The sequence below is a fragment of the Micromonospora chokoriensis genome (assembly GCF_900091505.1).
GTDB lineage: Bacteria > Actinomycetota > Actinomycetes > Mycobacteriales > Micromonosporaceae > Micromonospora > Micromonospora chokoriensis.
The window spans coordinates 2,226,897-2,246,172 of the sequence record NZ_LT607409.1; the positions used below are offsets into that span (position 1 = coordinate 2,226,897).

The following is a 19,276-nucleotide window of genomic DNA, read 5'->3' on the forward strand; positions in this document are numbered from 1 at the left end:
CCGGAGTCCCGAACTGAGATGACACAGTGACCCAGCCCACCCTGTTCGGCGCCGGCCCCGCGCCGACGCCCCGGCGGGCCGACTCCGGCCCCCGGTACACGCCGACGGAGCTGGCCAAGCTGCTGCGGTTGCCGGCACCCACCCGGGAGCAGGCCGCGATCATCGCCGCACCGGTGCAGCCGCTGCTGGTGGTCGCGGGCGCCGGGTCGGGCAAGACCGAGACGATGGCCGCGCGGGTGGTCTGGTTGGTGGCCAACTCGTACGTGCGCCCGGAGCAGATCCTCGGGCTGACCTTCACCCGCAAGGCGGCCGGCGAACTGGCCCACCGGGTCCGTACCCGGCTCGATCAACTGATCCGCAGGGTCGGCCGGCAGGGCCGGGACCCGCTGGACGACCCGCTCGCCGGTGAGCCTACGGTCTCCACGTACCACTCGTACGCCGGACGGATCGTCACCGAGCACGGGCTGCGGGCCGGTTACGAGCCGTCCACCCGGCTGCTCACCGAGGCCTCCCGGTGGCAGTTGGTCGACCTGCTGGTGCGCAACTACGACGGCGACATGTCCGAGGTGGACCGGATGCCGAGCACCATCACCGACGCGGTGCTGGCGCTCGCCGGCGAGTTGGACGAGCACCTGGTGGCACCGGACCAGCTGGCGGCCTGGACGGGACGATTCTTCGCCGAGGTGCAGTCCCGGCCGGGTCGCGTGTACGCCGACGTGCGCAAGGCGCTCGCCCTGCAACAGACCCGGCTGCGCCTGCTGCCGCTGGTGCGGGCGTACGCCCGGCGCAAGGAGGACTTCGAGGCGATGGACTTCGCCGACCAGCTCGCCCGGGCGGCCCGGGTGGCCCGGGACCACCCGGCGGTCGGCCAGATCGAGCGGGATCGTTTCCGGGTGGTGTTGCTCGACGAGTACCAGGACACCAGCCACGCCCAGGTGGTGCTGCTCAACGCGCTGTTCGGCGGCGGCCACCCGGTGACCGCGGTGGGCGACCCGTGTCAGTCCATCTACGGCTGGCGGGGGGCCAGCGCCGGCACCCTGGATCGGTTCCCCACCGAGTTCGCCCGTGTCGACGGTCGACCCGCCGAGGCGCTCGGCCTCACCACGAGTTGGCGGAACCGCCCGGAGATCCTCCGGGTGGCGAACGCGCTGTCCACTCCACTGCGTGCGGCGGGCGCCCGGGTGCCGGAGCTGCGCTCGGCGTTGACCGTCCGGGAGCCGATCCCGCACCGCAGCCCCGGTGGGGCGGCCGGGGGCACCGTGCACTGCGCGTTGCTGTCGACGTACGCCGACGAGGCCGACTGGATCGCGGACAGCGTGCTCGCCGCCTGGCGCGGTGCGGCCCGGATGCCGGGCGCGGCTCCTGAGCACATCCCGGTGGCGCAGCGTCCGACGACGGCCGTGCTGGTCCGGGTACGCAGTCAGATCCCGGCGATCGAGTCGGCGTTGCGCGAGCGCGGCCTTCCGGTGGAGGTGGTCGGGCTGGGCGGTCTGCTGGACACTCCCGAGGTCCGTGACGTGGTCTGCACGTTGCGGGTGCTGGCCGATCCGACCGACGGTGCCGCGCTGTTGCGGTTGCTCACCGGGGCCCGGTGGCGGATCGGGCCACGGGACCTGGTGGCGCTGCACCGGCGGGCGCGGGGCATCGCGAAGGCCCGCCAACAGGTGGCCGTCGACGAGGACTCGGACATCAGTCCGGACCTGCTGGACGAGGCGACCCTGGTGGAGGCGTTGGCCGATCTCGGCCCGGCGCAGGCGTACTCGGCGGAGGGGTTCGCGCGGTTGCGCGCGTACGGGCTGGAGTTGGCGCTGCTGCGCTACCGCCTGGACCAGGCCCTGCCGGATCTGATCGCGGACATCGAGCGGACCATCGGCCTGGACGTGGAGGTCGCGGTGCGGGCCGGCCGGGACGGCGCCGGCGACGCGGGTCTGGCCCGGGGGCACCTGGACGCGTTGGGGGACGTGGCGGCCCGCTTCAGTGGGGAGACCCCGGGCGCGACGCTCTCCGGCTTCCTGTCGTACCTGGCCGCCGCCGAGGACGAGGAGCGCGGCCTGGCGCCGGGCGAGGTCGAGGTGGTGGAGGGCGCGGTGCAGGTGGTCACCGCGCACGCCGCCAAGGGCCTGGAGTGGGACGTGGTGGCGGTGGCCGGGCTGAGCCGTGGGTTGTGGCCGGGCCCGGCCCGCAACTCCGATCACTGGCTGGGCGGGTTGGGTGTGCTGCCGTTCCCGCTGCGCGGTGACGCGGACGGGTTGCCCGAGCTGGCGCTCGACGAGGCGGCCGACCAGCGCGCTGTCGCTCGGGCGGTGACTGATTTCACCGACGCGTGGCGGGCCCACGACGAGCGGGAGGAGCGCCGGCTGACGTACGTGGCGGTCACCCGGCCGCGCCGGCTGCTGCTCTGCTCCGGCTACTGGTGGGGGGAGGGCGCCAAGCGACCGCGAGGTCCGTCGGTCTTCCTCCGCGAGGTGTACGACGCGTGCCTCGACGGTGGGCCGGGGCACCTGATCGACGTGTGGGCGCCGGAGCCGACTCCGGATGCGACGAACCCCACGGCCGAGGTGGTGCTCCGCGCGGAGTGGCCGGCCGATCCGCTGGGTGACCGTCGGCCGGCGCTGGCGGAGGCGGCTGCGCTGGTGCGCCGACTGATGACCGACGGTCCGAGCGCGGTGGTCCCCGGGCCGGTGGGGCCGGTGCTGCCCGGATCAGCCGGGCCGGTGCTCTCCGGATCAGTGCGGCCCGTGCTCTCCGGGGCGCCGGAGTCGATCGAGCCGGAGCCGGAGCAGGGCCCGGGCCCGGAGCCGGACCCGGAGGTGGCGCGCTGGCAGCGCGAGGCGGATCTGCTGCTCGCCGAGCGGGCCGAGCTGACCAGGCTCTCCGGTGCGGTCGAGGTGGCCCTGCCCGGGCAGTTGAGCGTCACCCAGCTGGTGGCGTTGCGGCGTGACCCGGCGGGGTTGGCCCGTACGCTGCGGCGTCCCGTTCCGACCGCACCCAACCCGTACGCCCGTCGAGGCACCGCCTTCCACGCCTGGTTGGAGCAGCGCTTCGGTGCTGACCGCCTGCTGGACCTGGACGAGTTGCCGGGTGCGGCCGACGCGGATGCCGCACCCGACGAGGCGCTGGTCGAGCTCCAGGAGCGGTTCCTGGCCAGCGAGTGGGCCGACCGGTCGCCGGTGGAGGTGGAGGTGCCGTTCGCCACGGTGATCGCCGGGGTCGTGGTGCGGGGGCGGATGGACGCGGTCTTCGCCCGGCCGGGTGGGCGGTTCGACGTGGTCGACTGGAAGACCGGCGCGCAGCCGACCGGGCCGGCGGCGGACGTGGCCGCCGTGCAGTTGGCCGTGTACCGGTTGGCCTGGGCGGAGTTGGCCGGTGTGCCGGTCGACCGGGTGGGTGCCGCGTTCCACTACGTCCGGCACGGCGTGACGGTCCGGCCTGCCGATCTGCTGGACGTGGCGGGGCTCACGGCCATGATCGCCCAGTTGCCCGAAGATTCCGCCCACCATTGACCATGGCGGCGAAATCCGTGGTAGGTTGACCGAGTTGCAGTTTTGGTTACCAGAGACTCTGTGTGCGCCTGGCGGGATTGTGGCCCCAGGCGCTCTTTGTTGTGTCCGGAGTTCTCCGGGCGGGGCGACCAGAAGCGACAGGCGATTCGCGCATCCCCGCGCGGAGCGCTCCTCTTCGGGCACGCAACAAGTGCGGGTCCGACGTTCCGTCAAGGAGACGAAACACATGGCTATTGGCACCGTGAAGTGGTTCAACGCTGACAAGGGCTTCGGCTTCATCACCCCGGACGGCGGCGGCGCTGACGTCTTCGCCCACTTCTCGGCGATCCAGTCCTCCGGCTACCGGAGCCTGGACGAGAACCAGCGGGTCGAGTTCGAGGTGACCCAGGGCCAGAAGGGCCCGCAGGCGGAGAACATCCGCCCGCTCTGATCTTCGGATCGGTCAGCATTACCTGTCGCGCCCTCCGGGTGTGACGGTGACGGGACCGGCCCGCCTCGCCGCCGCCTGCCGACGCAGGCGGCGGCCCGGTGGCGGGCCGGCCCGTACTCCAATCGGTTCGTGCTTGTGAGTCCTGGCTGCCTTCCTGCCGCCGGTGACAGCGCCGACGTCGGCGCCCTCCCTCGACACGTGCCGCGTCGAGGAAGGCTTCCGCATGACCACAGCTGTTTCTTCTTTCGCACATACCGGCCTGGCTCCGGCGTTGCTCACCGCGTTGACCGCGCAGGGCATCACCGAGCCGTTCCCGATCCAGTCGGCGACGCTGCCCGACTCGCTCGCCGGCCGGGACGTGCTGGGCCGGGGTCGTACCGGCTCCGGCAAGACCCTCGCCTTCGGGCTTCCGCTGCTGTCGCGCACCGCCGGTCGTAAGGCCCGTCCGGGCCGCCCGCTCGCCCTGGTGCTGGTGCCGACCCGCGAACTGGCCCAGCAGGTCACCACGGCGCTCGCCCCGTACGCGCGTGCCGTCGGGCTGCGGTGCGCCACCGTCGTCGGCGGGCTGTCGTTGCAGCGGCAGGCGGACGCCCTGCGTGCCGGCGCCGAGGTTGTCGTCGCCACCCCTGGCCGGCTGCACGACCTGATCAACCGCGGCGACGCCCGGCTCGACCAGGTCGAGATCACCGTGCTGGACGAGGCCGACCAGATGGCCGACATGGGCTTCCTGCCGCAGGTCACCAAGCTGTTGGAGCAGGTCGCGCCGCAGGGGCAGCGGATGCTCTTCTCGGCCACCCTGGACGGTGGCGTCGACCGGCTGGTCCGTCGCTTCCTGAGCAACCCGGTCACCCACTCGGTCGACCCGGGCACCGCCACCGTCACCGCGATGACCCACCACGTGTTGCACGTCGACGCGCTGGACAAGCCCGACGCGCTGACCCGGATCGCCGCCCGCGAGGGCCGCACCATCCTGTTCATGGGCACCAAGCACCGCGCCGACCGCCTGGCCCGCCAGTTGCTGTCCAAGGGGGTACGCGCGGCCGCGCTGCACGGTGGCAAGTCGCAGCCGCAGCGCACCCGGATCCTGGAGCAGTTCCGCAACGGCCAGGTGACCGCGCTGGTCGCCACCGACGTGGCGGCCCGGGGCATCCACGTGGACGGCCTGGACATGGTGGTCAACGTGGACCCGCCGACCGAGGCGAAGGACTACCTGCACCGCGGTGGTCGTACCGCCCGGGCCGGTGAGTCCGGCACTGTGGTCACGCTGGTCCTGCCCGAGCAGCGCCGGGACGTGTCCCGGTTGATGGCCACCGCCGGCATCCGGCCCGAGTCGGTCCAGGTGCGCGCCGACGGTGAGGCGTTGGCCCGGGTGACCGGTGCCCGCGAGCCGTCCGGTGTGCCGGTGACCATCGCCGCCCCGCCGGCGCAGACCGCCCGGGCCCGCACCTCAGGTGGCTCGGCCGCCGACGGTGGTGCCCGCCCGGCGCACCGGACGTCGGGTCGGTCCCGCCGCCCGCGCCGTCCCCGTACCGCCTGATCTTCCGCGCCTCGACCGACCCGCCCCGCTTCGGCTGGGCGGGTCGGTCGCGTTGGTGGGTCCGGCCGATGCTGCGGGACGCCGGTCCCGCCGTGGTGGTGAGGTGGCCGATCGGCCGCGCTGTCCGACCGCTCGTCTGAGTCGGTAATCAGCCTCGCCTTGGTCGGCTGGCCGACTGTGTGCCGGCTGTGAGTGGTCGAGGCTGACCACCGGGGGATGTCGGGCGGGGGGCCCGGCAGGGAGGGGTGGCCATGGCGGGCGAAGCCGGCTCGGGCGCACTGCGGGAACTGATCCTGGTGGTCGCGGTCGCGCTCGCCGGGCTGCTGCTCGCCATGGTCGCGGCCTTCGCGCCCTGGCACGCCACCTCGGCGGGTAACGCTCCCGCGGGTCTGGTGGAGCTGCGCGGCCCCGGTGACCAGGGCCCCGGCTCGGCTGTCGCACACGTGGGTTGAGCAGCGACCGGCCGACCGGCGCCGGCGGAGGGGCAGGCCCGGTCAGGATCGGTACGAGGTGTGGTCGGGTCGGCGGGGCACCGACCCGACCACACCGCCTTCCTGGCTCACGTGGTCGTGGGAGCGTGGGTGAGCAGGTCGGCCAGGCTGGTGCTGTCGACCACTGTGGCGATCGCCCCGTGCACCGCCAACCAGACGTCGGTCAGGCCGGCGGCCACCCCGTGGTAGCCGGCGCGCTCGGCTGGCAGACCGCGCACCGTGGTGAGCGACCCGCCGACCGCCCGTAACACGTCCCCGACCGTGATCTCGTCCGGTGGACGGGTCAACGCGTAACCGCCGTCGGCGCCGCGATGACTGTGCAGCAGTCCGGCCCGACGCAGGTCGAGCAGGATGCCCTGAAGGAAGCTGAGCGGGATGTCCTGCGCCTCGGCCAGGCCGGCGGCCTTCACCAGCTCGCCGTCCTCGCCGTCGCCGACACGAGCGGCGGCGACGGCGAGCATCGCCCGGAGCGCGTAGTCGCTGCGCGCGGAGACGTACACGGGTTCAGTTGCCCGCCTGGTCGAGCACGCCCCAGCGCCGCCGGATCGCCGTGTCGGCCGCGCCGAAGGCGGCGTCCACCCCGAGACCGAGCACCAGGATGACGATCATCGTGGAGAGCAGCCAGGGCGCGTCGGACAACTCTCTGGAGTAGGTCAGCTGTGCGCCGAGCGAGGTCTGCGAGATGCCGACCACGATCAGCTCACCGGCCATCAGGCTGCGCCAGGAGAACGCCCACCCCTGCTTGAGCCCGGCGACGATCGCCGGCAGGGCGGCCGGCGCGATGACGTACCGGTACAGGTTGAGCCCTCGGGCGCCCAGGTTGCGACCGGCACGCAGCAGCAGCGGCGGCACGTAGTCCACACCGGAGATCACCCCGTTGGCGATGGACGGCGCGGCGCCGAGCACCACCACGAAGAAGATCGCCTTCTCGCTCAGCTCGAACAGCAGGATGGCCAGTGGGAACCAGGCGATCGACGGCATGGTCTGCAACGCGGTGATCATCGAGCCGATGGCGGCGCGGAGCACCTTCGAGCGGGCCACCGCCAACCCCAGCAGCAGGCCGACGGCGACCGAGAAGACGTAGCCGACGGCAGCCCGCCGCAGGGTGGTGAGCAGACCCTCCCAGAGCTGCGGGCCCTGGGCCTGGGCGACCAGCTCACGGCCGACCTCCAGCGGCCCGGGCAGGGAGTACGGCGGCTTCCAGCCCGACCAGACCACCACCTGCCAGGCGGCGACGGCGATGGCCAGCGCCGCCAACTTCGGCCAGGTGGCCGCCCAGATCCGGGCACCTCGGGTGACCTCCGTGTCCCGCCCGGCGATCTCCAGCGCGTCCAGGCCGGAGATCTGCGCGTCGGTACGCGCGGCACTGGTCAGCGTGTCATTGGCCATGGCGGCCCACCTCCGTACGGAGCCGCTCGGTGACCTCGGCGGCGATGGCGGCGACCTCGGGGGAGTCGATCCGTCGGGGGCGCGGGATGTCCACCTCGGTGGAGTAGATGATCCGGCCGGGGCGGCTGGAGAGCAGGATGATGCGGTCGGCCAGCCGGGCGGCCTCGCGGACGTTGTGCGTCACGAAGAGCACCGAGAGCTTGCGTTCGGACCAGATGCGTTCCAGCTCGTCGTGCAGGATGTCCCGGGTCATCGCGTCCAACGCGCCGAACGGCTCGTCCATCAACAGCACCGGGGTGTCCAGGGCCAACGTGCGGGCCAGCGCGACGCGTTGGCGCATTCCGCCGGAGAGCTCGTGGGGGCGCTTGCGGCCGAAGTCGGCCAGGTGCACCGTACGCAGCAGTTCGGCGACCCGCTCGCGCCGCGCGGCCCGGGGCAGTCGGCGCAGCTTCAGCGGCACCTCCACGTTGCCGTCGACGGTCAGCCAGGGGAAGAGCGCCGGCTCCTGGAACATCAGCCCCGGGTTGGTGTCACCGTCGAGCGTGATCTGCCCGCCGCTGGGCCGGTCCAGCCCGGCGACCAGGTTCAGCAGGGTGCTCTTGCCGCAGCCGGAGGCACCGACCAGGCAGACGAACTCGCCGGGCGCGACGTCCAGCGACACACCGTCGAGGGCCAGTACGGCGTTCGCGCCGCGCCCGTACACCTTGGTCACGCCGGAGAGCGCGACCGCTGTGGTCGCGCTCTGCGGCGTCGTCGTGGTCGACGTCATGGCTGGACGACCTCGGGCTTGCCGGCGGCCTTGAGCGCGTTGTTGAGGTATTTCAGGTCGTACAGACCGTCGAGGTCGACCGGTTCGGTCAGCTTGACGTCGACGGCGTGGTCGAGGCCGGCCTTGAGCGAGGTCGCGATCGGGTCGTTGGTGAACTCCAACGTCGGCCATGCCTGCTTGATGAGCTTCAGGTCCAGCGGCTTCCCGGTGATCTTCCCGATCGCGTCGGAGATGGCCTGCTGGGCCTCCTCGGGCTTGCTGTTGACGAACTCGTTCGCGGCGACCTGGCCGTCGACCAGCTTCTGCACGACGTCCGGGTGCGCCTTGAGGAACTTCGTGCTGACCAGCAGGTTGGTGATGACGAACTTCCTGTCCGGCCACAGGTCGCGCTCGTCGACGAGCACCTTGCCACCGGCGTTGACCAGGCGGGAGACGAACGGTTCGGGCACCCAGGCGCCGTCGATCGCGCCGCTGTTGAACGTCTCGATCGTCTGGGCGTTCTCCTGCGGCACGATCTTGACATCGCCGCCACCCTCCTTCGTGGTGGTCAGCCCCTGCTGCTTGAGCCAGTAGCGGATCGCGACGTCCTGGGTGTTGCCCAGCTGCGGGGTGGCGATCTTCTTGCCCTTCAGGTCCGGTACGCCGTTGATGGCGGGCTTGACCACCAGGGCGACACCGCCGGAGGCCGCGCCGGAGACGACCCGGACGGCCTCACCCTTGGACTTGGAGAAGGCGTTCACCGTCGGGTTCGGACCGATGTAGGTGGCGTCCAGCGCGCCGGAGAAGACGGCCTCGATGGCGGCCGGCCCGGCGTTGAAGGTCTTCGGGTCCAGCTTGACGTTCGCGCCGAGCTTCTCGGCGAAGATGCCCTTCTCCACGCCGACGACCGCCGGCGCGTGGGTGATGTTGGGGAAGTAGCCGAGGCGCAGCGTCACCGGGCCGGAGCTTCCGCTCGCGCCGTTGCCGTCGTCGTCGCCGCACGCGGCAGTGCTGCCCAGGGTCGCCGCGCCGACCACGGTGAGGGTGGCCAGAGTGACCATCCGGCGCAGGGGGGACCGTCTCATCGTCCATCCAATCCGCAGTATTCCTACTTAGTTGGTAGGAAGACTGGGCCAGGCTTCGGTCAGCGTCAAGGCCCATCCACATGACGGGATTCGCGTCTCGGTCATGTCGGTATTTCCTACCAGTTTGCTAGGGTGTCCAGCGCGCGGTGATCGACCGGAGAGGCACCTCCGCGACGACCTCCACTGGTTCCTGGCGAGGGCATCGAGGTGCTCCACCGCGCCGGGGCCGGTCGGCCCTTCGACGTCGCCGGAGCCGCCACCGCGTCGACGGCGGTGGCCTGGCCACCCCGGTCGCGGCGGCTCCGGGGAGGTCGCAGGTGGTGAGGGTGCCGACGCGCTAGGGTCGATCCCGTGGCGCGGAGATCCAGAATTCCAGCGACGAAGTATCCGGTCGAGCGGTTCACCCTCGACAACGGCCTGCGGGTGGTGCTCACCCCTGATCGCAGTGCCCCGGTGATCGGGGTGGCGGTGGTCTACGACGTCGGCATCCGCTCCGAGCCGGAGGGCCGCACCGGCTTCGCCCACCTCTTCGAACACCTGATGTTCCAGGGCTCGGAGAACCTGGAGAAGCTGGCCCACTTCCGGCACGTGCAGGGAGCCGGCGGCACCTTCAACGGGTCCACCCACCTGGACTACACCGACTACTTCGAGACGCTGCCGAGCAACGCGCTGGAACGCGCGCTGTTCCTGGAGGCGGACCGGATGCGCGGCCCCCGGCTGACCGAGGAGAACCTGCGCAACCAGGTCGACGTGGTCAAGGAGGAGATCCGGGTCAACGTCCTCAACCGGCCGTACGGCGGCTTCCCCTGGCTGACCCTCCCACCGGTCATGTTCGACACGTTCCCGAACGCGCACGACGGCTACGGCTCCTTCGACGACCTGGAGTCGGCGACCGTCGCCGACGCCGCGGACTTCTTCCGCCGCTACTACGCCAGCGGCAACGCGGTCCTGGCCGTCAGCGGCGACATCGACGTGGCCGAGGCGACCGAGCTCGTCACCAGGCACTTCGGGGACGTGCCGGCCCGGCTGGCGCCGAAACGACCCGACTTCACCGAGCCCGACCTGACCGCGGAGCGGCGCACCTCATACACCGATGCCCTGGCTCCGCTGCCGGCGGTGGCCGGCGCCTGGCGGGTGCCCGACCCGATCAGCGACTTCGCCGGCTACCTGCCGTACGTGGTGCTGGCCGAGGTGCTCACCGACGGCGACGCCTCGCGGCTGGTCGAACGACTCGTGCAGCGCGACCGCATGGTGACCAGCCTCGGTGGATACCTCGGCTTCATGGGCGACCCGTTCGACGTCCGTGACCCCACCGCCCTGCTGTTGCAGGCGCACCTGCCGCCCGGAGGCGACGTGGACAAGGTGCTGCGCACCATCGACGAGGAGCTGGACCGCCTCGCCACCGACGGGCTGACCGACGGTGAGCTGGCCCGCACTCAGGCCCGCATGGCGACGCACCTGCTGCGCGACACCGACGCGGTGCTCGGCCGCGCGCTGCGGATGGCCGTGCTGGAACAGCAGCGCGGCGAACCGGGCCTGCTCAACGAGCTGCCACGGTTGGTCGGTGAGGTCACCGAGGAGCAGGTCCGGGCCGCCGCCGCCACCCTGCGGCCGGAGCGTCGGGCCGCGATCGAGGTCATCGCCGGAGGTGCCCGATGACCGGGACTGTCGCCGCCGCGCCGCGCACGTTGCCCCCGCTGGGGCCGACCCGCAAGCTCAAGGTGCCCAAGCAGGCCGAGCGCACGCTGCGCAACGGCCTCACCGTGATCGCCGTACGCCGGCCCGCCGTGCCCCTGGTCGAGATGCGGCTCTGGGTGCCGTTCGGGCGGGTCCACCTGGCCCGGGGCGCGATGCTCTCGCAGACGATGCTCTCCGGCACCGAGTCGATGACGAGCGTGCAGCTCGCCGCCGAGTTGCAGAAGGTGGGCGGTGGGCTCTCCGCGGGCGTCGACCCGGACCGGCTGATGCTCTCCGGCGCCGGGCTGGTCACCGGCCTGGACCGGATGCTGGAGCTGCTGGCCGACGTGCTGACCAGCGCCAACTACCCGAGCGACGAGGTCGCCACCGAACGGGACCGCCTGGTCGACCGGATCCAGGTGGCACAGAGTCAGCCGGCGCACCTGGCCCGGGAGGCGCTGCTGAAGCGGATCTACGGCCGTCACCCGTACGCGACGCAGACCCCGGAGCCGGGCCAGATCCGCGCCGTCCGACCGGCGGCGCTGCGCACCCTGCACGCCGAACGGGTCCACCCGGCCGGCGCGCAGTTGGTGCTGGTCGGCGACGTGCAGCCGGAGAAGGCACTGGACGCCGCCGAGCGGGCGCTCGGCGGTTGGGTCGGCGCCGGACGGGTCGCCGACCTGCCGGCCACCCCACCGCTGGAGCCGGGGCCGCTGCTGCTCGTCGACCGGCCCGGCTCGGTGCAGTCGTCGCTGCGGATCGCGCTCCCGGCGGTGTCCCGCACCGACCCGGACCACGCGCCGCTGCAACTGGCCAACCTGATCTTCGGCGGCTACTTCTCCTCCCGCTGGGTGGAGAACATCCGCGAGGACAAGGGCTACACGTACGGCCCGCACTCCGGCATCGAGCACTCCGTCGCCGGGTCGGTGCTGGTCGCCTCCGCCGAGGTGGCCACCGAGGTCACCGGCCCGGCCCTGCTGGAGACCACGTACGAGTTGGGTCGGTTGGCGTCACTGCCGCCCAAGCCCGAGGAGTTGGAGCAGGCCCGGCAGTACGCCCTGGGCACCCTCCAGCTCGGCATGTCCACGCAGGCCGGGTTGGCGGCGCTGACCAGCGCGTACGCGGGCAACGGGCTGCGCCTGGACTTCCTCGCCGAGTACGCGGCGAGGTTGGCGAAGGCGAGCATCGACGACGTCGCGCGGGTGGCCGCCCGGTACCTGGCCCCGACCCGGGCGGCGGTGGTGGTGCTCGGTGACGCGGAGCGGGTGACCCCGGGGCTGGCCGCGCTGACCACTGTCCACACCGAGCCAGCAGCGTGAGCGAGCGACCGATCGGGCCCGGCAGCGGAGCGCCGGCGTGAGTGGGGAGGCGGCCCCGCCGTTGGCGCGGTCCACGCTGGATCGGGCGGCACACCGGCGGGGTGACGCGCAGTGGCTGACCGAGGCGTGGCTGCGTGCCCGGGTGTTGCTGCTCGACTCGACCGACGGCGGTCGGACGTTGGCCCGCACCGACACGTCGCCTCCGACGTTGGTGCTGTTCGGTGCGTCCGACGCGCCGGCCGGTTCCGAGTCGACGGCGATGTTCCTCGGTGTCGAGCCGGACGGGGTTCCGGTCTTCGCCCTCGACGCGCCACTGCCGGCGGTACCGGGGACCCGGAAGGTCAACCTGCGCGAGGTGGGTCACCTGCTGGCCGACCGCGAGGCGGGCATCTTCACCACCGCGTTGGCGCTGCTCAACTGGCACACCCGGCACGGCTACTCGGCGAGCACCGGTGCGCCGACCGCGATGGACGAGGCCGGTTGGTCGCGGGTGGACCGCAACGGCGGGCGGATCTGGCCGCGTACCGACCCGGCGATGATCGTCCTGGTGCACGACGACGTGACCGGCCCGGACGGGCGTTGTCTGCTCGGCAACAACGCCAGTTGGCCGGGCACTCCCGGCGGCCGGCGTTACTCCTGCCTGGCCGGTTACGTGGAGCCGGGCGAGTCGGCCGAGGCCGCCGTCCTGCGCGAGGTCCGCGAGGAGGTGGGCGTCGGGGTCGGGCGCATCGGGTACGTGGGCAGCCAGGCATGGCCGTTCCCGGGCTCACTGATGCTGGGTTTCCTGGCCACCGCCAACCCGGACGACCCGGTGCGGGTCGATCCGTCCGAGATCGCGTACGCCAGGTGGTTCTCGCGTCGCGAGGTCGGGGCGGCCCTGGCCGGGAAGACGGTCGACGTGGGCGACGGAGCGCAGTTGATCCTGCCGCCGCCGTCGTCCATCGCGTTGTTCCTCATCCACCGCTGGCTGGACGGTTGGGTGGACGCCGACAGGTGAGGCGCGGTCCCGACCCGTGGCCGCCGTTGCCGCGACGGTCACGGGCCGGGAACACGTGCCGTCGTGGTCGGTGGGTGCGAGAAACGCGGCGGGGGAGCCGGTCCGACCACGACGGACGTCTTGTCGAGTCAGGTGCCGGTGGGCCCGGGTCTGTGTCGGAAGGCGGCTCGGGGTTCGGCCAGCGGCAGAACCTTGACCCGTTGCTTACCGGCGCGGACCGCGCCGACCGTGGCGAGGGCGCGGGCCAGCAGGAGCGCGGCGTCCCGGTCCTCGGCGTGCACGATCTGCCGTCGCGGCTCGGGCGCGGTCGTCTCGTCGCGAAGGCGGTGGCCATCTGCCCAGGCAGCGGCGATGTCCCCGTCGGCGACGGCGCGGATGTCGGTGCGAACGATCAGGAACCGCATGAGGGTCTCCGGATGAACCGCGACGAGTGAGATTCGGTGGAAGTTCCACGTACCCGAGGGCCATGTTACGCCCCGTGTTCGTCCCAGCAACTGAAACGCGCCTATCAGTTCCGAGCGTCGTCCGATCGGCGGATGCTGCTCAGCGGGGTCGGTGGGCCGGTACGACGACGGGGCCGCCGGCAGCACGCCGACGGCCCCGCACCAGTCACCGGATCAGTTCAGGTCGAACTGTCCCTTCTTGGCACCGCTGATGAAACCGAGCCATCCCGCGCGGTTGAACAGCAGCACCGGACCGCCGCGGTCCTTGCTGTCCCGCAGCGCGACGGCCGACGGGCCGGTGCCGAGCGGGGCGACCTCCACGCAGTTTGAGGTCTGGCTGCGCGTGCTGGTACGCCACGGGGCATCCGCCAACGAGTGGGCGGAGACGGACGGCGTGTTGTGGATGTCGTTCATGGTTCTGCTCCTGATGTGAAGCGATCCGATGGGACGAGTGGTGCCGCACGTCCCGACGGAGGGTCCCCCGTGGATCACCGGTCCGTCAGCCGCCCCGAATCCCGGCGGCGTTGGGTCGGCGCCGTTGCCGGCCCGAACGCCACTGTGGATGGGGGCACCGCCTCGGTCAGCCGTCCCGTCGCCTCGATCAGCCAGGAGAGGGTGTCCGAGGCGTTTAGTGCCGCCGTGCATAGCCACTCGAACACCACTTTATAGCGATTTAGCGTGATTGCCTCGGTCGACATGACATCGGTGAAGCCACCTTCGATCGCGAGCGTCTCCGGATCGAGGGGATCGGCGAACCGGTAGACCGAGAACGCGGTCGGCGGGAGGTACCAGTTGCCGATCTGGGTGTCCCGCAGCAGCACGTGCAGCGTGACGTTGGGCAGCAGGGCCAACTCGCAGAGCTGGAGCAACTGCTCGTGCAGCACCTCGGGTGGCCCGGCGCGACGGCCGAGCGCCGCCTCCTCCAGCACGGCCGTGTAGCGGGGCGCGTACGGCTCACGGGTCAGCAGCGACTGGCGGGCCAGCCGCGCCTGCACCTCGGTGTCCGGCTCGTCGTCGGGCTCCGGTTCGCCCGCGCCCTCGCCCACCTGCCGGGCCGAGACGATCCGGACCTGCGCATAGCCCGGGGTCTGCAGCAGGCCGGGCACCAACGTGGGGTTGTACTCGGAGATCTCCGCGCAGCCCGCCTCCAACTCGGCCCAGCTGCGCTGCTGCTGCGTCATCACCGGGAAGTTCTTCAGCCAGCCGCGCATGTCGCCGGCCTCGCTGGTGATGCCGAGCAACTCGTCGTGCACCGCCTGGTCGGCGCCGTAGAGATCAAGCAGGTCGCCGACGTCCTGCGGGTCCGGTCGGCTGCGGCCATTCTCCAGTCGCGACAATTTGGACGCGGAGGCCCAACCGATACGCTCGATTACCTGGTCACCGGTCAGGCCCGCAGCTTCCCGCAGGCGACGCAACTCGACGCCCAACCGGCGACGACGCAGGATCGGGCTGGGTGCGGCAGGAGGCACAGTGTCCTCTTTCCCGTCGACCGCCGCAGACGCGACGGTAACTGTATGAAATTCGCCCCCCACGGTCAGTATGGACGGCGCGGCCGACGTCGGAGGTTCCCGGCGGGGGCGTGTCTTACGAAAATCGGACCACGGGAATGCCAGATGACGACGGACCCGCGGTCGCGGCCCGTCGACCTCGCCCACAGTGGGCACGCCATCCCGCCGGAGGGACCCCATGCGCACCGTCCTGCGCCGCCCCGACTTCCGTCTGCTCTTCGGCGGCCTGCTGGCCAGCATGACCGCCGAGTCGATCCTGCTGCTCGCGCTCGCCATCTGGGTCAAGGATCTGACCGGTTCGAACGGGCTGGCCGGCGCGACCATCTTCGCCGTCATCGCGCCGATGATGCTGGCGCCGCTGATCGGCTGGTTCGTCGACAGGTACCCGCGCCGGCCGTTCTTCGTGGCCGCGAACGTGGTCACCGCCGCCCTGCTCACCCCCCTGTTCACCGTCCGGGACGCGGGGGACGTCTGGGTCGTCTACCTGGTGGCTGCCCTGTACGGACTGTCGTCCATCACGCTCGGTGCGGCGCTCAGCGGACTCATCCGGGAGTTGGTGCCGGTCGAGCTGCTGGCCGAGGCGAACGGCCTGTTGCAGACCGTACGCCAGGGGATGCGGTTGATCGGCCCACTGGCCGGCGCGGCGCTCTACGCGGCGCTCGGCGGGTGGGCGTTGGCCGGGATCGGGGTCGTCGGATTTCTGACCGCCGCGGTGGTGGTCACCGCCCTGCCCGCTCCCCGGCAGGTGCCGCCGACCGTGCGGCTGCGCTGGCCGGCCGAGATGGGCGCCGGTCTGCGGCACCTGGCCGGCGAGCCGGCCCTGCGTCGGGCCCTGCTCGGGTATGGGCTGGGCTCACTGGTGATGGGCTTCAGCGAGTCGCTCATCTTCGCCTACGTCGACCAGGGGCTGAACCGGGACGCCGCGTTCGTCGGCGTGCTGGTCACCGTGCAGGGCGTGGGCGGGCTGCTCGGCGGGCTCTGCTCACCGGCGCTGATCCGTAGGCTCGGCGAGGTCGGCACACTGGCCGCCGGGGTCGCCTTCTTCTCCCCGGCCGCGCTGGCGCTCGCGTACCCCGACATCCGGCTCGGCTTCGCGGCCGTGCTGCTGGCCGGCGTCTCGATCCCGCTGACGATGGTCGGCCTGCACACGCTGATCCAGCGTCGGACCCCGCCCACGCTCGTCGGTCGGGTCGCCGCGGCCACCCAGGCGGTGGTCAGCGGGCCACAGGCGTTCTCCATCGGGGCGGGCGCCCTGCTGGTCGGGTTCCTTGACTACCGGGTGCTGTTCGCGCTGGTCGGGCTGGCCACCCTGGTCGCCGGCACCTACCTCTGGCGGGGCCGGCACCTGAGCACCCCGGCCGGCGCCCGCCGGCCGAAGCCGACCCGTCCGGTGCTCCCGACGCCCCGCCGACCGGCCGAGGACGCCGCCGGTCGGTCCGGCGCCCACCGGCCCTCGCCACGCTGAACCGTCCGGACACCCGACGAGCGGCCGCCCCGGGTTGGGGGCGACCGCTCGTCGACGTGGCGTGACCGGTCAGGCGGAGAGGGACTCGAGGTGCTGCTTGACCTGGTTGATCGAGGGATTCGTCAGGGCGCTGCCGTCGTCGAAGCGCAGGGTCGGCACCGTCTGGTTGCCGCCGTTGACGCTCATCACGAACTCCGCGGCCTTCGGGTCCTGCTCGATGTCGACCACCTCGTAACCGATGCCCTCCCGGTCGAGCTGCGACTTCAGCCGGTGGCAGTAGCCGCACCAGGGGGTGGAATACATCGTCAACATCGTCGGATCCTCCAACTCCTCCAGCCGCGGCTTGCCGATCAAGCCGAGGCTGTTCGCTGCAACGCTGCGGGTAGCTGAGATGATTCCTGGTTGTGGTGGTTCACTCAGCGTCGGAACAGGTGCTCGCCGGGCTGGACCCGGAGCAACGCTCCGCCGTGACCGCTCCCGCCGGCCCGGTCTGCATCCTGGCCGGCGCGGGCACCGGCAAGACCCGGGCGATCACCTCCCGGATCGCCCACCGGGCGCTCAGCGGGCAGATATCCCCCCGGCATGTCCTCGCGGTCACCTTCACCGCCCGCGCCGCCGCCGAGATGCGACACCGACTCACTCTGCTCGGGGCGCAGGGTGTCCAGGCGCGGACGTTCCACGCGGCCGCGTTGCGGCAGGTGCGGTACTTCGCGCCCCGACTACTGGCCGGTCGCGCCATGCCCGAGCTGCTGGACAGCAAGGTGCGGCTCGTCACCCTCGCCGCGGCCCGGGTCGGCCTGCGGGCCGACCGTGCCGCCGCCCGCGACCTGGCCGGCGAGATCGAGTGGGCGAAGTCGTCGCTGGTCGAGCCGGCGGACTACGTGGTGTCCGCCGCCCGGGCGTTGCGCGACACCCCGCACGAGCCGGCGAAGGTGGCCGACGTGTTCACCGCGTACGAGCAGCTCAAGCGGTCGAACGGGGTGATCGACTTCGAGGACATGCTGCGGGCCGCGGTGTGGGGCATCGAGGAGCACCCGGACGTCGGCGAGCAGGTCCGTGGCCAGTACCGGCACTTCGTCGTCGACGAGTACCAGGACGTCAACCCACTCCAGCAGCGGCTGCTCGACGCCTGGCTCGGCGGCCGCGACGACCTGACGGTGGTCGGCGACGCCAGCCAGACGATCTACTCGTTCACCGGGGCGACCTCGGCGTACCTGGTCGACTTCCCGCGCCGGCACCGCAACGCCACAGTGGTCCGGCTGGTCCGCGACTACCGCTCCACCCCGCAGGTGGTCGGGCTGGCCAACGCGGTGATCTCCCAGGCGCGGGGCACCGAGGCGCGGCTGCGCCTGGAGTTGAGCGGGCAGCGCCCACCCGGCCCCGAACCGGACCTGCGGATCTTCACCGACGAGCCGGCCGAGGCCAACGCCGTGGCCGCCCGCTGCCGGGCGCTGATCGACGCGGGCACCCCGGCGAAGGAGATCGCCGTGCTGTTCCGGGTCAACGCGCAGTCCGAGGCGTACGAGAAGGCGCTCACCGAGGCCTCGGTGCCGTATGTCGTACAGGGCGCGGAGCGGTTCTTCGAGCGGGCCGAGGTGCGCCAGGCGATGGTCGCGTTGCGCGCCGCCACCCGTTCCATCCCCGGCGAGACGCCGCTGCCGGCCGCCGTCGTCGAGGCGCTCACCGCGGTCGGCTGGTCCCCGGACGCGCCCCCGGCCGGCGGCGCCGCCCGCGAACGCTGGGAGGCGCTGTCCGCGCTGGTCCAGCTCTCCGAGGAGTACGCGGCCACCCCCGAGGTGGTGCCGATCGGCGAGGCCGCGTCGGTGGAACGCCCCGTCACCCTCTTCGACTTCACCGAGGAGCTGGCCCGCCGCGCGGCCCAGCAGCACGTGCCGACCGTGGACGGGGTGACCCTCGCGTCGCTGCACTCGGCCAAGGGGCTGGAATGGGACGCCGTGTTCCTGATCGGTCTCGCCGAGGGCACCCTGCCCACCACGTACGCCAAGACCGTCGAGCAGGTCGAGGAGGAGCGCCGGCTGCTCTACGTCGGGATCACCCGCGCGCGGGAGTGGCTCTGGCTGTCGTACGCCGCGGCACGCTCGCCGGGCGGACGGGCCCGGCGGCCGTCGCGGTTCCTGCCCCAGTTGGACCGCTCCGGCGGCACCGAGCGGGCGGCGGGCGGCACCGGTCCGGCCCGCCGCGCCGAACGGCGGCGGACCCAGATCGTCTCCTGCCGGATCTGTGGCGCCACCCTGCTCGCCGGCCCGGACCGCAAGCTGGGTCGGTGCCCCACCTGCCCGTCCGACATCGACGACGAGCTGCACGAACGGCTGCGCGAGTGGCGGCAGCGGGTGGCCGCGGCGCAGAAGGTACCCGCGTACGTGGTCTTCACCGACGCGACGCTGATCGCGCTGGCCGAGCGGCGGCCCGGGCGGTCCGAGGAGCTGATCGCCATCGCCGGCATCGGCCCCCGCAAGCTGGGCCTTTACGGAGATTCGGTGCTGGCGCTGGTGGGAGGCGCGGGGGTGGACGACGTCTGCCCGGAGAAAACTTTCGAAATCTCGTCGTAAATTCGTTTGCCCTCGCCCCGGCGCGAGGAATAGCCTCAGGACACACCACGCGAGCGGCGCCATTCCGGCTGCTCACGGGGGTTGGTTCAGTCGAGTCGAGGAACGTGAGGGAGG

The 19,276-nt window shown here is 72.2% G+C and carries 17 protein-coding genes; 9 read left to right on the forward strand and 8 right to left on the reverse strand.

What is annotated here, in order from left to right; genetic code table 11:
• Positions 1–26: 26 nt before the first annotated feature.
• The 4 genes from GA0070612_RS10525 (at position 27) to GA0070612_RS10540 (ending at position 5,922) form a co-directional block, all read left to right on the forward strand.
• The gene (locus GA0070612_RS10525; RefSeq protein ID WP_088987741.1) at positions 27–3,503 is read left to right on the forward strand and encodes an ATP-dependent helicase; all 3,477 of its coding nucleotides are present in this window, start codon (positions 27–29) and stop codon (positions 3,501–3,503) included.
• Positions 3,504–3,729: 226 nt separating this feature from the next.
• The gene (gene cspE, locus GA0070612_RS10530) at positions 3,730–3,933 is read left to right on the forward strand and encodes a transcription antiterminator/RNA stability regulator CspE (RefSeq protein ID WP_007464836.1); all 204 of its coding nucleotides are present in this window, start codon (positions 3,730–3,732) and stop codon (positions 3,931–3,933) included.
• 223 nt (positions 3,934–4,156) lie between these two features.
• Positions 4,157–5,470 (forward strand): DEAD/DEAH box helicase, encoded by a 1,314-nt coding sequence (locus GA0070612_RS10535; RefSeq protein ID WP_088987742.1) that lies wholly within the window; start codon positions 4,157–4,159, stop codon positions 5,468–5,470.
• Positions 5,471–5,721: 251 nt separating this feature from the next.
• On the forward strand, positions 5,722–5,922 hold the full coding sequence (locus GA0070612_RS10540) for a hypothetical protein (protein WP_088987743.1): 201 nt from the start codon (positions 5,722–5,724) through the stop codon (positions 5,920–5,922).
• Between the two features lie 107 nt (positions 5,923–6,029).
• Here GA0070612_RS10540 and GA0070612_RS10545 read toward each other — a convergent pair whose 3' ends face one another.
• The 4 genes from GA0070612_RS10545 to GA0070612_RS10560 are packed head-to-tail and all read right to left on the reverse strand — an operon-like array spanning position 6,030 to position 9,183.
• Positions 6,030–6,461 (reverse strand): RrF2 family transcriptional regulator, encoded by a 432-nt coding sequence (locus tag GA0070612_RS10545; RefSeq protein WP_088987744.1) that lies wholly within the window; start codon positions 6,459–6,461, stop codon positions 6,030–6,032.
• A gap of 4 nt (positions 6,462–6,465) precedes the next feature.
• Positions 6,466–7,350, reverse strand: a complete 885-nt coding sequence (locus tag GA0070612_RS10550) for an ABC transporter permease (RefSeq protein ID WP_088987745.1) — start codon at positions 7,348–7,350, stop codon at positions 6,466–6,468.
• Entirely contained in the window at positions 7,340–8,119 is a 780-nt protein-coding gene (locus GA0070612_RS10555; RefSeq protein ID WP_088987746.1) for an ABC transporter ATP-binding protein, read from the reverse strand. Before GA0070612_RS10555 ends, GA0070612_RS10550 begins: the two co-directional genes overlap by 11 nt.
• Entirely contained in the window at positions 8,116–9,183 is a 1,068-nt protein-coding gene (locus GA0070612_RS10560) for an ABC transporter substrate-binding protein (RefSeq protein ID WP_088987747.1), read from the reverse strand. The genes GA0070612_RS10555 and GA0070612_RS10560 overlap by 4 nt, the downstream gene beginning before the upstream one ends.
• Before the next feature lie 351 nt (positions 9,184–9,534).
• On the opposite strand from GA0070612_RS10560, the gene GA0070612_RS10565 reads away from it, so the two are divergent.
• The 3 genes from GA0070612_RS10565 to nudC are packed head-to-tail and all read left to right on the forward strand — an operon-like array spanning position 9,535 to position 13,176.
• Positions 9,535–10,842, forward strand: coding sequence for a M16 family metallopeptidase (locus GA0070612_RS10565; protein ID WP_088987748.1), 1,308 nt, complete (start codon positions 9,535–9,537; stop codon positions 10,840–10,842).
• Positions 10,839–12,179 carry a M16 family metallopeptidase gene (locus tag GA0070612_RS10570; RefSeq protein WP_088987749.1) on the forward strand — a complete coding sequence of 447 codons (1,341 nt, stop codon included), beginning with the start codon at positions 10,839–10,841 and terminating at the stop codon, positions 12,177–12,179. The genes GA0070612_RS10565 and GA0070612_RS10570 overlap by 4 nt, the downstream gene beginning before the upstream one ends.
• A gap of 37 nt (positions 12,180–12,216) precedes the next feature.
• Entirely contained in the window at positions 12,217–13,176 is a 960-nt protein-coding gene (gene nudC, locus GA0070612_RS10575) for an NAD(+) diphosphatase (protein WP_088987750.1), read from the forward strand.
• Positions 13,177–13,304: 128 nt separating this feature from the next.
• On the opposite strand, the gene GA0070612_RS10580 is transcribed toward nudC, so the two are convergent.
• The 3 genes from GA0070612_RS10580 to GA0070612_RS10590 all read right to left on the reverse strand — a co-directional run bounded on the left by GA0070612_RS10580 (position 13,305) and on the right by GA0070612_RS10590 (position 15,088).
• Positions 13,305–13,580, reverse strand: a complete 276-nt coding sequence (locus GA0070612_RS10580; protein WP_088987751.1) for a hypothetical protein — start codon at positions 13,578–13,580, stop codon at positions 13,305–13,307.
• A gap of 213 nt (positions 13,581–13,793) precedes the next feature.
• Positions 13,794–14,033, reverse strand: a complete 240-nt coding sequence (locus GA0070612_RS10585; RefSeq protein ID WP_088987752.1) for a DUF397 domain-containing protein — start codon at positions 14,031–14,033, stop codon at positions 13,794–13,796.
• Positions 14,034–14,107: 74 nt separating this feature from the next.
• Entirely contained in the window at positions 14,108–15,088 is a 981-nt protein-coding gene (locus GA0070612_RS10590) for a helix-turn-helix domain-containing protein (RefSeq protein ID WP_088987753.1), read from the reverse strand.
• Positions 15,089–15,305: 217 nt separating this feature from the next.
• Here GA0070612_RS10590 and GA0070612_RS10595 point away from each other — a divergent pair, with 217 nt between their 5' ends.
• Positions 15,306–16,592, forward strand: coding sequence for an MFS transporter (locus GA0070612_RS10595; protein ID WP_088987754.1), 1,287 nt, complete (start codon positions 15,306–15,308; stop codon positions 16,590–16,592).
• 69 nt (positions 16,593–16,661) lie between these two features.
• On the opposite strand, the gene GA0070612_RS10600 is transcribed toward GA0070612_RS10595, so the two are convergent.
• Positions 16,662–16,904 carry a mycoredoxin gene (locus GA0070612_RS10600; RefSeq protein ID WP_088991393.1) on the reverse strand — a complete coding sequence of 81 codons (243 nt, stop codon included), beginning with the start codon at positions 16,902–16,904 and terminating at the stop codon, positions 16,662–16,664.
• Positions 16,905–16,996: 92 nt separating this feature from the next.
• Between GA0070612_RS10600 and GA0070612_RS10605 the strand changes: the two genes are divergently transcribed.
• On the forward strand, positions 16,997–19,162 hold the full coding sequence (locus tag GA0070612_RS10605; protein WP_088987755.1) for an ATP-dependent DNA helicase UvrD2: 2,166 nt from the start codon (positions 16,997–16,999) through the stop codon (positions 19,160–19,162).
• Positions 19,163–19,276 lie beyond the last annotated feature (114 nt).

Coding starts and splice junctions, on each gene's coding strand:
- GA0070612_RS10600 (WP_088991393.1), bottom strand. CDS start 16,904: ATGTTGACGATGTATTCCACCCCCTGGTGCGGCTACTGCCACCGGCTG.
- GA0070612_RS10585 (WP_088987752.1), bottom strand. CDS start 14,033: ATGAACGACATCCACAACACGCCGTCCGTCTCCGCCCACTCGTTGGCG.
- GA0070612_RS10570 (WP_088987749.1), top strand. CDS start 10,839: ATGACCGGGACTGTCGCCGCCGCGCCGCGCACGTTGCCCCCGCTGGGG.
- GA0070612_RS10560 (WP_088987747.1), bottom strand. CDS start 9,183: ATGAGACGGTCCCCCCTGCGCCGGATGGTCACTCTGGCCACCCTCACC.
- cspE (WP_007464836.1), top strand. CDS start 3,730: ATGGCTATTGGCACCGTGAAGTGGTTCAACGCTGACAAGGGCTTCGGC.
- GA0070612_RS10595 (WP_088987754.1), top strand. CDS start 15,306: ATGCGCACCGTCCTGCGCCGCCCCGACTTCCGTCTGCTCTTCGGCGGC.
- GA0070612_RS10550 (WP_088987745.1), bottom strand. CDS start 7,350: ATGGCCAATGACACGCTGACCAGTGCCGCGCGTACCGACGCGCAGATC.
- GA0070612_RS10535 (WP_088987742.1), top strand. CDS start 4,157: ATGACCACAGCTGTTTCTTCTTTCGCACATACCGGCCTGGCTCCGGCG.
- GA0070612_RS10540 (WP_088987743.1), top strand. CDS start 5,722: ATGGCGGGCGAAGCCGGCTCGGGCGCACTGCGGGAACTGATCCTGGTG.
- GA0070612_RS10555 (WP_088987746.1), bottom strand. CDS start 8,119: ATGACGTCGACCACGACGACGCCGCAGAGCGCGACCACAGCGGTCGCG.
- GA0070612_RS10580 (WP_088987751.1), bottom strand. CDS start 13,580: ATGCGGTTCCTGATCGTTCGCACCGACATCCGCGCCGTCGCCGACGGG.